Origin of the sequence: Xanthomonas hortorum pv. pelargonii (genome assembly GCF_024499015.1) — a bacterium.
Lineage (GTDB): Bacteria > Pseudomonadota > Gammaproteobacteria > Xanthomonadales > Xanthomonadaceae > Xanthomonas > Xanthomonas hortorum_B.
In genome coordinates this window covers 4,099,408-4,113,775 of the sequence record NZ_CP098604.1, presented here as the reverse complement: position 1 = coordinate 4,113,775, position 14,368 = coordinate 4,099,408, and the positions used below count along the sequence as shown (strand labels likewise).

Below are 14,368 nucleotides of genomic sequence, written 5' to 3'. Positions count from 1 at the left end.
GATTTAACCATACGCTCGGGTCGATTGCAGTATGCGGCAGAAAATGCAGGCACAACTGCCAGGATTCAATGGCTTAACCATCCATACCACTGAGTATTGACAGTGAGCACACTAGATCCATACCATTAGGTATGGTCACCTCTTCCTCTAGCCTCGCCTGCATTACGTCTGTCACCCACATCCGTATTGGTGAGACGTTGCTTGCGGTGTCGGCGCAGGGCGCAGAACGCGCACCGACCGTGCTGTTTGCGCATGGATTCGGCCAGACACGACACGCATGGGAAGGCACGGCCACCGCCTTGGCGGAAGCCGGCTACCGGGCGCTGTCTTACGACGCACGCGGGCATGGCGATTCCAGCGTCAACGATGCTGAGGTGCCCTACTCGGCCACGCAATTCACCGACGATCTGATCGTGCTTGCCGGTGAGCAATCCGAGCCGCCGGTGCTGGTCGCCGCCTCGATGGGCGGGCTGTTTGGTCTGCTGGCAGAGGCGCGCTGGCCGGGTTTGTTTCGGGCGATCGTGCTGGTCGACATCACGCCGCGCTGGGATACGCGGGGCGTGGAGCGCATCCTGCGTTTCATGACTGCACATCCGGGCGGATTCGCATCGCTGGATGCCGCGGCAGACGCGATTGCCGCATATTTGCCGCATCGTCCGCGCAAGACCGCAGACCAATTGCAGGCCTTGTTGCGGCAGCGTGCCGACGGGCGTTGGCACTGGCATTGGGACCCGCGCCTGGTCGACGAACTGGCGGGGCAGGATCCGCATACGCAGCAGCAGGCATTGCTCGACGCCGCGTCACAGGTGCGTTGCCCGATGCTGCTGATCAGCGGCGGACGTAGCGATCTGGTCACACCGGACACCATCAGCGAATTCCTGTCGATCGCACCGCATGCGCAGCACGTGCAGTTGCCCGATGCCACGCACATGCTGGCCGGCGACGACAACACCACATTTACCGCCACCGTGTTGCATTATCTGGATGCACTGCCCTCGGTTGGCACCATCGCAGCGTCCAACATTACCGAGCATGTCACTGGAGCAAGACCATGAGCATCGTTGCACCGTTCCTCCTCGTCATCCTGGCGGCGGGCATCGCTGCCTACCACCGCATGCGCCTTGCCACCTGGGTCGCGCTGAGCGCCTGCGTGCTGGTGGCGTGCTGGTTGCTGGGTGCCAATCTCACCGCAACCATCGTCGCTGCCGTACTGGTGGTGCTGGTGTCGGCGCCTGTCTTGCTGCCGTTCCTGCGCAAGCCGCTGCTGACCACGCCGCTGATGGGCTTCTTCCGCAAGGTGCTGCCGCCGCTGTCGCAGACCGAGCGCATCGCGCTGGAAACCGGCTCGGTGGGCTTCGAAGGCGAGCTGTTTACCGGCGATCCGGATTGGCAGAAGCTGCTCAACTACCCCAAGCCGCAGCTGACCGCAGAAGAGCAGGCGTTTCTGGATGGCCCGGTCGAAGAGCTGTGCAAGATGGTCAACGACTGGGAAATCACCCATGTCCACGCCGATCTGCCGCCGGAGCTGTGGGATTACATCAAGAAGCAGAAATTCTTCGGCATGATCATTCCGAAGCAGTACGGCGGCCTGGGCTTCAGCGCGCTGGCGCACCACAAGGTGATCCAGAAGCTGTCCTCGATCTCTAGCGTGGTCAGCTCCACCGTCGGTGTGCCCAATTCGCTCGGGCCGGGCGAGTTGCTGCTGCATTACGGCACGCCGGAACAGAAGGACTATTACCTGCCGCGTCTGGCCATCGGCGCCGAGGTGCCGTGTTTTGGTCTGACCGGCCCGTTCGCCGGCTCCGATGCGACCTCGATCCCGGACTACGGCATTGTCTGCAAGGGCGAGTGGAATGGCGCCAACGTGCTCGGCGTCAAGCTCACCTTCGACAAGCGTTACATCACTCTGGCACCGGTGGCCTCACTGATCGGCCTGGCGTTCCGCATGTATGACCCGGAAGGCTTGATCGGCGACAACAAGGACATCGGCATCACCCTGGCGCTGTTGCCGCGCGAAACGCCGGGAGTGGAAATCGGCCGCCGGCATTTCCCGCTGAATTCCACCTTCCAGAACGGACCGATCCGCGGCAACGAGGTGTTCATTCCGCTCAGCCAGTTGATCGGTGGCGTGGACATGGTCGGCAAGGGCTGGAACATGCTCAACGAGTGTCTGGCGGTGGGTCGTTCGATCACCCTGCCCTCCACGGCCAGCGGCGGCGGCAAGTACGCGGCGGTGGTGACAGGTGCGTATGCGCGCATCCGTAAGCAGTTCGGTCTGTCGATCGGCCGCTTCGAGGGCGTGGAAGAAGCGCTCGCACGCATCGGCGGCAAGGCCTATGCGATCAGTGCGCTGTCGCAAGCCACGGCGGCGGCGGTGGACCGTGGCGATGTGCCATCGGTGCCGTCGGCGATCGCCAAGTACCACTGCACCACCATGGGCCGCGAAGTGGTCAGCGACATGATGGATGTGATCGGCGGCAAGGGAATTATTTTGGGGCCGCGTAACTTCGCCGGCCGTGCCTGGCAGTCCGCGCCAATCGGCGTGACCGTGGAAGGCGCCAACATCATGACCCGCAGTCTGCTGATCTTCGGTCAGGGCGCGATCCTGTGCCATCCGTGGGTGATGAAGGAAATGAAGGCGGCGCAGGATCCGGATACGCGCCGTGGTCTGGAAGACTTCGATCAGAGCCTGTTCGGTCACATCCGCTTCGGCATTTCCAACGCGGTACGTTCGTTCTGGTTCGGCCTGACCGGCGCACGTATCGGCGCTGCACCGGGTGATGCGTACACGCGTCGGTTCTTCCGCAAGCTGGATCGCTATTCCGCCAACCTGGCGCTGATGGCCGACGTGTCGATGCTGATGCTGGGCGGCAAGCTCAAGTTCAAGGAATCGCTGTCCGGTCGCCTGGGCGATGTGCTGAGCCACATCTACCTGACCAGCGCGATGCTCAAGCGCTATCACGACGAAGGTGCACCGGCAGCCGATCAGCCGCTGCTGGCGTGGGCCTTCCACGACAGCGTGCACAAGATCGAGACCTCGCTGTCGGCCGCGCTGCGCAACTTCCCGATCCGCCCGGTGGGCTGGCTGATGTGGGTACTGATCTTCCCGCTGGGCCGTCGTGCCGAAGCACCGGGCGACCGTCTGGGCCATCGCGTGGCATCGATTTTGATGACGCCGAACGAGGCACGCGATCGTTTGGGCCAGGGCGTGTTCCTGACCCCATGCGCCAACAACCCCGGCGGCCGTATCGCCAGCTATCTGGCCAAGGCCGTGCTGGCAGAGCCGGTGGAGCGCAAGTTCCTCAAGGCGCTCAAGACCAAGGGCATTGAGGCACTGGATTTCCCCGCGCAGCTGGACGAGGCCGTGGCCGAGGGCGTGATCACCATCGACGAGCGCAGGCAGCTGGAAGAGTTGCGCGCGATCATGATGGACACCATCACCGTGGACGACTTCGATCCGCATGAGTTGCGTGCGGCCAGCTACTACGACAAGCCGCAGGCACAGCAGCCGCGCGAAGCGGCGTAACGCGCAGGCCAAGGTGACAGCAGACGACGGCGGGCTTCGGCCCGCCGTCGTTGTTTGTGGAGAACGGCAATCTCGCGGATACGCTGCCAGCAGCCTTGGTCTGTCGACCAGTTCCCGGCGGCTACACCTTTGTAGGAGCGGGCTTGCCCGCGATGAAGCGTTACCGGTAATGCTTCATCGCGGGCAAGCCCGCTCCTACGAGAAGCGAAGACGCTGACGGAAGAACCTCAGCGCGGCAACCACACCAATGCCAACGCAATCAGCGCCGGCAACGCCTGCACAAAGAAGATGCGACGGTTGACGCTATAGGCGCCGTAGCAACCCGCCACGACCACACAGCCAAGGAAGAAGCTCAGCACGTCGGTGCGGGCCTGCAACGCGCCCCAGAACAGACCGGCGGCCAGGAAGCCGTTGTAGAGGCCCTGGTTGGCTGCCAGCACACGGGTGGCCTGGGCTTTCTCGAGCGTATTGCGGAAGGTCTTCAACCCCAGCGGGTGCGTCCACAGCACCATTTCCAACACCAGGATGTAGAGGTGCAGCAGAGCGACGCACAGGCCGGCGACGATGGCGAACAGGGACATGGCAGATTGGCGTAATGAACGTGGCAGCCAGCATAGTCGTGATTGCAGTCGTCTGGTCCGAAGCAACCGATCAAACCTCATGCTGCCGCAAGATGGGCGGAAGAGATGCAAGATCTGCACGCACCAGTAGAACGTTGTGATTGCGCGCACCGGCTACGTTTGTTTGACAGCCGCGCAGTGGCTTGCTGCCTGCTCCTGGAGTGGCTGATAGAAGATCGCGAGCACTCCACCGGTAGCACGCAGAGCACGCTCGGGATCGGAGTGCCACGTACTACATGCCTCGCCGAACACCATCCGCGACAGCCTGAAAGTGAGCACGGCGTTCTGTTGCCGCTCTTCGCGTCATCTGGATGGTCCCAAGCCGCGTTGGTTGAGGGCGCGATGCCCTCGCCGCTAGCAGGACACGCCGCAAGTACATCCATGTAGGCTCGGTGGCAGCATCCATGCCGCTACACGGTCCCGCAAGCGGTGAGGACACCGCACCAGGGAGCTGATCGCTAGCTTTGTGAAAAGCGGGCCATCTCTCCGGTTACATCGGCCTGCTGTTGCAGGCCGCATCTACATGAGAGTTAGCGAATTGGAAGCACATCATGCACTGCTTGCACCCTACACACCGACACTCTTGATTGGTCCTTGCCCGCCCACCGTCGCGGGACCTTACGCGGCATGGATGCCGCGTAAGAGCCTACACGGACGTACTTGCGGCGTGTCCTGCGATGGTGGGCGGGCAAGGGCCCTGCAGCCAGGCCGCAGATCAACCGCTCCAGCCCTGAGATCATCCGCTCTGCAAAGGAGCTATCAACACTGTCCAACTACTCCAAGGCAACAGAGATGTCGCTGCCTTGAACTGGCTGACAAAACGTCGCGAGTAATAAGCAAGCAGATATGCACGGCGCGCTCAGAACCAGCTGTATCAGTGGTACATGTCGTACCCAGCAACAGTCGCGCCCGCCTGATGGCGGCAAGTAGTTTTGCCAGCCCCTCTTAGTCGGACACCTGCCTGACGGTCTGCGCATCGCGCTCGGCAGGCAGTTTGCGCGCCTCGCGCAGCAGACCGAATGCGCCCAGTGTCATGCCCGAGGCCACCAGCAGACCGACGCCGAACACGGCACTGGAGCCGAATGCCGACACCAGCTTGTGCACCCACACGAAGGTGAGATCGCCACCGCGGTAGATCACGGTGTCGATCGCCGCGCCGGCCTTGTAACGCCATTCCCGGTCGACGCGCGTGTACAAGGTCTCGCGCGCCGGCTTGGCCAGTGCGAACTCGCTGGAGCGCGTGATCACCTGCACGATCGCGATCATCATCGGCAACGGCGAGGCCGTCAGCACGGCATAGCCCAGCGTGATCGCCACGCCCGGAATCAACAGCGCCGGTCCGATACCGAAACGCGACAACAGCGCGCGCGTCACCAGCAGCTGCAACACCAGGGTGAGCGCGTTGATCGCCAGATCGATACTCGCGTAATAGGCGGTGGCTGCCGCTGCGTCCGTGTATAGCCGCCGTACCAGCGCTGCCTGCTCGTTGTAGAGCAAGGTGCCGACGCCCACACCGAACAACACCATGAAGGCCAACCAGCGCAGCAACGGCTCCCGCACGATCAGCTTGAGCCCGCCCAGAACATTGCCGCCCATCGGCACTTCGCCGGAGCTCAGCTGTCGCTCCTGCTCGCGCGCAACCGCCCACAAGCGCAGACGCAGCACGCAGACCACGCACACCGTCAGAAACCCGGCCGACACCAGCATCAGATGCGCGATACCGATACGCTCGACCAGGGTGCGGGTGAGGATCGGCCCGAGAAACGCGCCCAGCGTGCCGGCCGCACCGATGTAACCGTAGTAACTGCGCGCTTCGGCATTGCTGAAGACGTCGGCCATGAAGCTCCAGAACACCGCCACCGCAAACAGGTTGAAGACGGTCACCCACAAAAAGAACGCCATGCCGCGCCCGGGCACCCCGCTATCGAACAACACGTAGAACAGCAACAGGGTCGCGATGAAGAAGCCATACACCACCGGCAGGAACACCCGGCGCGGATAGCGGCTGACCAATGCGCCGTAGACCGGCTGCAGCAACACCATGATCAGGAAGGTGCAGGTAAACAGCACTTGCAGGGTGAAGTCCTTGAGCGGCATGCCATGCGCGGCAAAGAAGGCGATCATGCCGGTGGGAAAGATCGCTTCCACATCCGCCGAGGCGCTCATCGCCTCGCGCACCGGGCGCAGCACGTAATACCCGCTGAGCAGGCAGAAGAAATACAGAAAACTCCACGCCAGCGGCGGCGAGCTGCGCAATGCACCGCTCAAACGGCCAGCCGCAGACTGCGACGAAGAAAATCGGCTCGTCATGGTGAACAAATCGCCTGCACAAACGGGCCCGACAGCAAGGACATGGCAGCGGCGGCACCCGCGAAGGAAGCGCGCAAGTTAGCCGATGCGGCGCAGCACCACCAGCGGCGCGGTGCAGAACACAACGGACTGATCCTGCATCCAGACGGCACGCCGCTTGCAGCCACATCTGCAAAGGTGCCGAGGCGCACTCGAAGCGCTCCGCGCCGCCCGATTTCTGAACCTAAAATCATCAATAGGATCAATATGATGCCCATTCATCTTCTGGCAGTTTGTGCTATTGCGAAGCGCAGCGCTAGAATCGCCGGAGGCAGTGGAACAGGCGGGACAACCATGACTGAAATGCGCAGGCCCCGACGGTTTCGTCCGTTGGCCATCGGGCTGCTCGGGGCGTTATTGCCTCTGGCCCTCTCTTCCACCGCGCAGACACCTGCGCCAGCTGCCTCTGCGCTGCAGCCGGCCACCGCCGCACAGTCGCCCACCGCTCCGCTGCAGTATCGCGCTTCGCTCCCGGCCGGCAGTGTGCTGATACCGGCGGCCGGCTTCGATGTGGCCGCGTTCGAGTCGATGGCCAATCAGTTGACCTACGGCAACCGCGTACCCGGTATCGCGATGGCGATCGTGCAGGGCGGCAAGGTGCTGAGCGCGCGCGGCTATGGCGTCACCGATGTCAATCATCCGCAGCCGGTCGATGGCCACACCGTGTTCCGCCTCGCCTCGCTGTCCAAGGCGTTCGCAAGCACCATGGCCGGCCTGTTGGTCAACGACGGCGTGCTGCGTTGGGACAGCAAGGTGGTCGATTACGTGCCCGGCTTCCAGCTCAGCGATAACGTCGCCACCCACCAGCTCACTGTGGCCGAGGTGCTTAGCCACCGCGTTGGCCTGACCCGCAACGCCTACGACCGCGATATCGAATCCAACGTCGACTACTACTCGCTCAGCCACAAGCTCGCCGCTGCACCCTCGCGCTGCGCGCCGGGCGATTGCTATGCGTATCAGAACGTGGCCTTCAGTCTGGTCGGCGATGTGGTGTTCGCCGCTTCCGGCAGCTTTTATGAGCAGTCGGTGGAGCGCCGCATCTTCAAACCGTTGGGCATGAACGATGCGAGCATGGGATTGGCCGGCATCCAGGCCAGCCCGCATGCGGCACGCCCGCATGTGCGCAGCCGCGGCGGTTGGGTGGCACTGACGCCCAAGCCGACCTATTACCGCCTGGCGCCCGCTGCCGGCGTCAACGCCAGCGCCAGCGACATGGCGCAGTGGTTGCTCGCGCACACCGGTCACCGCACCGACGTGCTGCCTGCGCCGCTGCTGGCGACGCTGCACGCGCCGTTGATCTCCACACCGGGCGAGATGCGCTCGGGTTGGCGCCACGAGCGTGTGGATGCTGCCAGCTACGCGCTGGGCTGGCGCGTGTTCGATTACGCCGGCCACCAAGTGGTCTTCCATGCCGGCGCGGTGCAGGGGTATCGCGGCCTGGTCGCGCTGCTGCCCGAGCGCGACCTCGGCATCGCCATCATGTGGAACGGCGAGAGCGGCCTGCCATCGGGCATGCTGCCGACCATCCTGGATCGTGCGCTCGGCCTGCCGGCCAAGCGTTGGCTGGATATCGATGTGGATGGCGACTTCGGCAGCGAGAACATGCTGGCCGAGCGTCCCGACCCTGCCGGTAAGGGGGCCTCGTCCGGCAAGTCGGTGGCATCGCCGCGCTGAGTTAGCGTTTGCAGCGATTCAGGACAGAGGCGGCTTCGGTCGCCTTTGTTGTTTTTGGCGTTCGCGATTGTTGAGAGCGACCCAATAAAAAAGCTCCCTCCCCGCTGGGCGTCGGGGAGAGAGCTCGATGTTTACGGCGATCGGGTGTTGCAGATCAGATCAGCGGCGCCGGAGTTGCGGGCAGCGCGACCGGAGCGGCCTTCTTCTTGCGAACGGCCGGCTTCTTCTTGGCGACCTTCTTTACGGCAGTCTTCTTGGTGGCGGACTTCTTGGTCGCCTTCTTCGGAGCCGCTGCCTTCTTGGCGGTCTTCTTGACTGCTTTCTTGGCGGCCGTCTTCTTGGTCGCCTTCTTGGCAGTCTTCTTCACTGCCTTCTTTGCGGTCTTCTTCACTGCCTTCTTGGCGGCAGTCTTCTTGGTTGCCTTCTTGGCAGTCTTCTTCACTGCTTTCTTGGCGGTTGCCTTCTTGGCAGTCTTCTTGACGGCCTTCTTGGCAGCAGCCTTCTTCACTGCCTTCTTAGCGGTTGCCTTCTTGGCGACCTTCTTGACTGCCTTCTTGGCGGCAGTCTTCTTCACTGCCTTCTTGGCGGTGGGTTTCTTTTTTGCAGCTTTTTTAGTGGCCATGTAATTGGCTCCTCGTCAGTGAACTATGGAGGTGAAACGCCCAGTTGAACCAAACCCCGCGACGGCATGCCGTCGTCGGGAACCATCCGCAGGTGATGCGCGACGGGACGGATACAGAAACACCCGCATCGAACGGCGACACGGGTGCGTGATCGGAACGACTGCTGCTTTCTTGGAGAGAAGCGGACCCGACTCCACCGTGGATAGCGCTTCGGTGGACATCTGGAACAAGCGTGTCGGCTTGATGTCGATTCTGCTCACTCTCTTTCGCAGCAACGTCTGCTGGGCGAAACCTAATCACGCTTTTTTTTACTGTCAACACTCTTTTGCAATTTTTTTTCAGCCAGCCATCGCAATGCAGCGCGTCGAGGTGATCCAGACAGGCCTTGCACTGGCATGCGCGTGCGAGCGACGCGCGCCTTCGTGCAATCGGGTTTTCAGAAAACCACTTCTTTTGTGCTGTTTTTTTGAAGCGGTCAAAAATGCAGCGACTGGATCGGCATGACGGACGCGTCGCGAGGTGCAAGGCAGTGATGTCTCGCGTCGCCTGTCCGCCAGCTGAAAATTTTTTATCCAACGACTGCACTTGGGGCATCGCATCAGCACAAATGCGCAAACTTATTGCGCTCTTCGATCGCCTTGCATGCGTCTGCATGGACGACTCGACGCATGCATGCATGCCTTGCATCGCGTCCAACGATCGACCATCGACGCATGCGAGCGCCAGTTTTTTTCACCACACGCACGCCGCGCCCTCACGATTGGCTCACGCCAGAAATCCGACGCGCCTGCATGCGGACATCCTTCGACGCGGTGGTGGTGATGCGTGCCTGGCGCGTGCGGTGTTTTTCGATCTGCCGCCGAGCGCGGCGATGGAGACCGGCACCTGGCATGCAGGCATCGTTCGACGACTCGGCAATGCAGCAGTTCGCTGGCCACTGCAATCGATACCGGCGCGCCGGCGCAGCCAGCCTGGCGTGCAAAAAAAAATGGCCGCTCCAGGAGCGGCCATCCGAGCTTGCAACGCGCCAGGCGCGATCAGTGCGCGTCTTCTTCCAGCAGCTCGGCGTAGTCGTCCGGCGACAGCAGATCGTTGAGCTGTTCCTTGTCGTCGAGTTCGACCACGAAGATCCAGCCGTCGCCGTAAGCGTCTTCGTTGATGGTTTCCGGCTTGTCGCTGAGGGCGCTGTTGACCTCGACGACGGTGCCGCTGACCGGGCTGTAGACGTCGGAGGCGGCCTTGACCGACTCCACCACCGCCGCGCCGTTGCCGACCTGCACGGTGTCGCCGACGCCCGGCAGTTCGACGTAAACCAGGTCACCCAGCAAGCCCTGCGCGTGGTCGGAGATACCGACGGTCACGCGGCCGCTGTTTTCGACGCGGGCCCATTCGTGGGATTTGAGGAACTTGAGGTCGCCAGGGATCTCGCTCATGTGTGCTCCGGGGAAACTGGGGTTAGGGACAGGTGGCTAGTTTAGACCGCGCGACAAGACAGGTGCACGCGCTTATAGGGCCGCTTGGTTGCTACCGATGTTGCGCGCTGCCGAACGTCTGCACGCCCGGCAGCGTTTGACTCATTGCCCGAGCACGCCGGGCTGTGCCTGGCCATCGCGCACGAAAGGAAACTTCACCGCACGCAACGGCACCTGCTTGCCGCGGATGTCCACACGCAAGTTATCGATGCTGCCGGCCGGCACGCGCGCGAACGCGATCGCCTTGCCGAGGGTGGGCGAGAAGGTGCCGGACAGGATCTCGCCTTCGCCGCTGGCGGTGAGCACGCTCTGGCCGTGCCGCAGCACGCCCTTCTCATCCATCACCACACCGATGAGTTGACGCGGCGCGCCCTGCGCCTTTTGCGCTTCGAGCACGGCGCGACCGATGAAGTCGCGGCCCTCGTCCAATGTGATCGTCCACGCCAATGCGGCTTCGTAAGGCGTGACCGCGTCGTCCATGTCCTGCCCGTAGAGATTCATGCCTGCCTCCAGACGCAAGGTATCGCGCGCGCCCAGACCGGCCGGCTTGACGCCTTGCGCGAGCAGCGCGTTCCAGAACGCGATCGCCGCGTCCTGCGGCAACACGATTTCGAAACCGTCTTCGCCGGTGTAGCCGGTGCGTGCGAGGAACAGTGCGATGCCATCGCGCGAATGTGTCTGCAGTGCAGCGAAACGGCCGAGCTTGCTGGCTGCAGTGCTGTCGGCAGGATCCACCAGCTCGATGACCTTGGCGCGTGCGTTGGGGCCTTGCACGGCGATCATCGCGAAATCGCTGCGCTCTTCCACGCGCACATCGAAACGTGCGGCCTGCTCGCCGATCCACTGCAGATCCTTTTCGCGGGTGGCGGCGTTGACCACCAGGCGGAAGAACTCTTCGCTCATGAAATAGACGATCAGGTCGTCGATCACCCCGCCCTGCGGGTTGAGCATGCAGGTGTACAGCGCCTTGCCGGAGACCTTGAGCTTGTCCACCGAATTGGCCAGCAGATAGCGCAGGAACTCGCGCACGCGTGGGCCATGCAGATCGACCACGGTCATGTGGCTGACGTCGAACATGCCGGCGTCGCGACGCACCTGATGGTGTTCGTCCAGCTGCGAGCCGTAATGGATCGGCATGTCCCAACCGCCGAAGTCGACCATCTTGGCGCCGAGCGCGCGATGGGTGTCGTTGAGGATGGTCTTCTGGGTCATGCGCGCCGGTCCAAGGGAAAGAGGACCATTATCGCCGCCCGGCCGTGCTTGCGGGAACGGCGTGTTCGCCGCGCCGCAGCAATTTGCGACGCCACTCCTATGAGCTGCCATCGAGTCCCTGCATTCACACGTTGCGATGCTCGGCGCGTCGCAAGCGTGGCGCTGCGTCAGCCGCACGACCTCGCCATGCGCGCGATCAGACGCTGCGCGGCGAAAACATGATGATGGCCATGCCAAGCAGGCAGCAGGCGGCGCCCAACAGATCCCAACGCGTCGGCGTCACCCGGTCCACCCACCACAACCACAACAAGGCGCTGGCGATGTAGACGCCGCCATAGGCCGCATACACGCGCCCGCTGGCCTCGGGATGCAGGCTCAACAACCATACGAAGATGGCAAGGCTCAACGCGGTCGGCAGCAACAACCAGATGCTGCCGTCTTTGCGCAGCCATAGATAAGGAAGGTAGCAACCGACCAGTTCGGCGACCGCGGTGGCTGCGAACAGCAGCAGCGTGGTCGGTACGAAATTCATGCGCGGTCTGGCTTGTCGAAATCGGGCTTGTTCCAATCTTGCTGGTCGCGGTTTGCCTGATGCGGGTCGGAGGCATCGAGACCTTGCTCGCCGACGACTGACTGATAGGTGGCAGGTTTGCCAACGACCAGCGGGTCGAAAGCAGCCGGATCCTCACCTCGCTCGCCGCGCTTGACCTGTTGCCACAGCGCTTCCTGTTGGTCCAATGACAGTGCTGCCAGGTTGGTGTCTGCGGTCTGCGCGAGCGCTTCCATGGCGCGAAAGCGGCGCTCGAATTTGAGATTGGCATGGCGCAGTGCGGCGCCCACATCGACCTTGGCGTGCCGCGCCAAGTTGGCGCAGACGAACAACACATCGCCAAGCTCGTCTTCCAGCCGTGCCTGGTTGTCGGCGACCGAGCCGCGTGCGAACTCCACGCGCAACTCTTCGATTTCTTCCTGCAGTTTTTCCAGCACCGGTGCCGGGCAGGGCCAATCGAAGCCGACCCGCGCCGCGCGCGACTGCAGCTTGGTGGAGCGCTGCCACTCCGGCAGGCCGCGTGCGATGCCGGCCAGTGCGGAGTCGTCCTGATGGCCGGCTGCGCGACGTTCTTCGCGCTTGATCTGCTCCCAGTTGGCGCTCACTGCCTGCGCGCCGTCGACCTGTTGATCGGCGAAGACATGTGGGTGGCGACGCACCAGCTTGTCGCTGAGTGTGGCGACCACGTCGGCAAAGTCGAATGCGCCCTGCTCTGCTGCCATCTGTGCATGGAAGACCACTTGCAGCAGCAGGTCGCCCAATTCGTCGCGCAGGCCCGGCAGGTCGTTGCGATCGATGGCATCGGCAACTTCGTAGGCTTCTTCGATCGTGTAGGGCGCGATGCTGGCGAAGGTCTGCTCCACATCCCAGGGACAGCCGTGCTCACGATCGCGCAGACGCGCCATCAACTGCAGCAGGCGCTGGATGTCGCCGGTCGGCGGGGTCTGAGGCATAGCGACGCTCATACCAGCCAACTGCGCCAGGGCAGATTCGGATCGCCAAGCGCGATGAAATCGCCGTTGAGCAAGGTGTCGCGGCGGTTGTAGCGGAACGGTTTGCCGGAGCCGCCAGCCAGTAACACACCGCCGGCGGCATGCAACACACACTGGCCGGCAGCGGTGTCCCATTCGGAGGTGGGACCGAAGCGTGGATAGACGTCGAGATCGCCTTCGGCGATGCGGCAGAACTTCAATGACGAGCCCTGCGCCACCACCTCGATCTCGCCCATGCGCTCCAGCGCGGCCGCGGTGCGCGCGTCGCGATGCGAGCGGCTGGCGGCCACCCGCAATGGGGTGGCGGCGGGCGTGCGCGTCTGCAGCATTTCGTCGCGATGGCCATCGCGGCGGTAGGCGTTCTCGCCACGCGCCGCGTACCAGACCCGGCCATCGACCGGCGCCTGCACCACGCCGAGCACCGGCGCGCCCATGTGGATCAGCGCGATATTGACGCTGAACTCGCCATTGCGCTTGACGAACTCGCGGGTGCCGTCGAGCGGGTCGACCAGCCAGTAGCTGGTCCAGAACTGGCGTTCTTCCCAGGCGATGTGCGCGGATTCTTCCGACAGCACCGGCACGTCCGGCGTGACCCGGCGCAGCGCATCGACGATCACGCGATTGGCGGCCAGGTCGGCCTGGGTCAGCGGGCTGGCGTCGTCCTTGATCTGCACCGCGAAGTCCTGCGCGTACACCTGCATGATCGCCTCACCCGCCTCGCGGGCGATGGCGATCACGGTTTCGCGCAGTTCCATCGGAATGCGGATCATGGATTGCGCTCCAGCCACTCGCGCGCAATGAACAAGGCAGCCAGCGAACGGCCTTCGGAGAAATCGTCGCGCAGCATCAAGTCGTCCAGACGGGCAATCGGCCAGGGAATCACTTCCATCTCTTCAGGTTCGTCGCCAACCAGCCGTTCGGGGTAGAGATCGCGCGCCAGCACCAACCAGGATTGGTGACTCATATAAGTAGGAGCGAGCGTCATCGCGCGCAGCACCTGCACCTGGCGCGCGCCGTAACCGGCTTCTTCCTTGAGTTCGCGGTCGGCCGCCTGCTCCGGCGTTTCGCCGGCATCGATGCGGCCCTTGACCAGACCCAGCTCGTAGCGATGCACGCCGGCGGCGTACTCGCGCACCAGCAGCACGGTCTGCGCATCCAGCATCGGCACCACCACCACCGCGCCGTGGCCCTGGCTGAGTTGGCGCTCGTACAAGCGGCGCTCGCCGTTGGAAAATTCCAGATCCAGTTGCTGGCGACGGAACGGCCCGTCACCGAGATCGGTGATCTTGTGGATGGTCGGCAGACGCGGGCTCATGCGTGACACGCAGGGGCGGGGGCGACCGATAGAAT

The 14,368-nt window shown here is 63.3% G+C and carries 12 protein-coding genes; 3 read left to right on the top strand and 9 right to left on the bottom strand.

Annotation, left to right across the window (positions count from 1 at the left end):
- The first annotated feature begins 131 nt into the window (after positions 1-131).
- Both NDY25_RS17655 and NDY25_RS17650 read left to right on the top strand, forming a co-directional pair.
- Positions 132-1,055, top strand: coding sequence for an alpha/beta fold hydrolase (locus NDY25_RS17655; RefSeq protein WP_168958201.1), 924 nt, complete (start codon positions 132-134; stop codon positions 1,053-1,055).
- A complete protein-coding gene (locus NDY25_RS17650; protein WP_168958200.1) occupies positions 1,052-3,526 on the top strand; it encodes an acyl-CoA dehydrogenase in 2,475 nt (824 codons plus the stop codon). Before NDY25_RS17655 ends, NDY25_RS17650 begins: the two co-directional genes overlap by 4 nt.
- A 227-nt stretch (positions 3,527-3,753) precedes the next feature.
- Here the strand turns inward: NDY25_RS17650 and NDY25_RS17645 are convergent, their stop codons facing one another.
- Positions 3,754-4,107: a DUF1304 domain-containing protein gene (locus tag NDY25_RS17645; protein ID WP_168958199.1), complete on the bottom strand. Its 354-nt coding sequence runs from the start codon at positions 4,105-4,107 to the stop codon at positions 3,754-3,756.
- Between the two features lie 984 nt (positions 4,108-5,091).
- The gene (locus tag NDY25_RS17640; RefSeq protein ID WP_168958198.1) at positions 5,092-6,456 is read right to left on the bottom strand and encodes an NTP/NDP exchange transporter; all 1,365 of its coding nucleotides are present in this window, start codon (positions 6,454-6,456) and stop codon (positions 5,092-5,094) included.
- A 333-nt stretch (positions 6,457-6,789) separates the two neighbouring features.
- On the opposite strand from NDY25_RS17640, the gene NDY25_RS17635 reads away from it, so the two are divergent.
- Positions 6,790-8,169 (top strand): serine hydrolase domain-containing protein, encoded by a 1,380-nt coding sequence (locus tag NDY25_RS17635; RefSeq protein WP_487248490.1) that lies wholly within the window; start codon positions 6,790-6,792, stop codon positions 8,167-8,169.
- 154 nt (positions 8,170-8,323) lie between these two features.
- Here NDY25_RS17635 and NDY25_RS17630 read toward each other — a convergent pair whose 3' ends face one another.
- From NDY25_RS17630 to nudE, 7 genes are all read right to left on the bottom strand, one after another.
- Positions 8,324-8,791, bottom strand: a complete 468-nt coding sequence (locus NDY25_RS17630) for a hypothetical protein (RefSeq protein WP_023904733.1) — start codon at positions 8,789-8,791, stop codon at positions 8,324-8,326.
- Positions 8,792-9,829: 1,038 nt separating this feature from the next.
- A complete protein-coding gene (gene gcvH, locus NDY25_RS17625) occupies positions 9,830-10,225 on the bottom strand; it encodes a glycine cleavage system protein GcvH (protein ID WP_168958196.1) in 396 nt (131 codons plus the stop codon).
- Positions 10,226-10,366: 141 nt separating this feature from the next.
- Positions 10,367-11,476 carry a glycine cleavage system aminomethyltransferase GcvT gene (gcvT, locus tag NDY25_RS17620; RefSeq protein WP_168958195.1) on the bottom strand — a complete coding sequence of 370 codons (1,110 nt, stop codon included), beginning with the start codon at positions 11,474-11,476 and terminating at the stop codon, positions 10,367-10,369.
- A 196-nt stretch (positions 11,477-11,672) separates the two neighbouring features.
- A complete protein-coding gene (locus NDY25_RS17615; RefSeq protein ID WP_168958194.1) occupies positions 11,673-12,008 on the bottom strand; it encodes a YnfA family protein in 336 nt (111 codons plus the stop codon).
- Positions 12,005-12,979, bottom strand: coding sequence for a nucleoside triphosphate pyrophosphohydrolase (gene mazG / locus NDY25_RS17610; RefSeq protein WP_168958193.1), 975 nt, complete (start codon positions 12,977-12,979; stop codon positions 12,005-12,007). Before mazG ends, NDY25_RS17615 begins: the two co-directional genes overlap by 4 nt.
- Positions 12,980-12,987: 8 nt before the next feature.
- Complete coding sequence (cysQ, locus tag NDY25_RS17605) at positions 12,988-13,788, bottom strand: 3'(2'),5'-bisphosphate nucleotidase CysQ (protein WP_168958192.1); 801 nt, start codon at positions 13,786-13,788, stop codon at positions 12,988-12,990.
- Positions 13,785-14,333: an ADP compounds hydrolase NudE gene (gene nudE / locus NDY25_RS17600; protein ID WP_043889357.1), complete on the bottom strand. Its 549-nt coding sequence runs from the start codon at positions 14,331-14,333 to the stop codon at positions 13,785-13,787. The genes cysQ and nudE overlap by 4 nt, the downstream gene beginning before the upstream one ends.
- Positions 14,334-14,368 lie beyond the last annotated feature (35 nt).

What these genes read in the sequence shown, in the direction of transcription:
- NDY25_RS17655 (WP_168958201.1), top strand. Translation starts at nt 132, where the DNA reads ATGGTCACCTCTTCCTCTAGCCTCGCCTGCATTACGTCTGTCACCCAC.
- NDY25_RS17650 (WP_168958200.1), top strand. Translation starts at nt 1,052, where the DNA reads ATGAGCATCGTTGCACCGTTCCTCCTCGTCATCCTGGCGGCGGGCATC.
- NDY25_RS17645 (WP_168958199.1), bottom strand. Translation starts at nt 4,107, where the DNA reads ATGTCCCTGTTCGCCATCGTCGCCGGCCTGTGCGTCGCTCTGCTGCAC.
- NDY25_RS17640 (WP_168958198.1), bottom strand. Translation starts at nt 6,456, where the DNA reads ATGACGAGCCGATTTTCTTCGTCGCAGTCTGCGGCTGGCCGTTTGAGC.
- NDY25_RS17635 (WP_487248490.1), top strand. Translation starts at nt 6,790, where the DNA reads ATGACTGAAATGCGCAGGCCCCGACGGTTTCGTCCGTTGGCCATCGGG.
- NDY25_RS17630 (WP_023904733.1), bottom strand. Translation starts at nt 8,791, where the DNA reads ATGGCCACTAAAAAAGCTGCAAAAAAGAAACCCACCGCCAAGAAGGCA.
- gcvH (WP_168958196.1), bottom strand. Translation starts at nt 10,225, where the DNA reads ATGAGCGAGATCCCTGGCGACCTCAAGTTCCTCAAATCCCACGAATGG.
- gcvT (WP_168958195.1), bottom strand. Translation starts at nt 11,476, where the DNA reads ATGACCCAGAAGACCATCCTCAACGACACCCATCGCGCGCTCGGCGCC.
- NDY25_RS17615 (WP_168958194.1), bottom strand. Translation starts at nt 12,008, where the DNA reads ATGAATTTCGTACCGACCACGCTGCTGCTGTTCGCAGCCACCGCGGTC.
- mazG (WP_168958193.1), bottom strand. Translation starts at nt 12,979, where the DNA reads ATGCCTCAGACCCCGCCGACCGGCGACATCCAGCGCCTGCTGCAGTTG.
- cysQ (WP_168958192.1), bottom strand. Translation starts at nt 13,788, where the DNA reads ATGATCCGCATTCCGATGGAACTGCGCGAAACCGTGATCGCCATCGCC.
- nudE (WP_043889357.1), bottom strand. Translation starts at nt 14,333, where the DNA reads ATGAGCCCGCGTCTGCCGACCATCCACAAGATCACCGATCTCGGTGAC.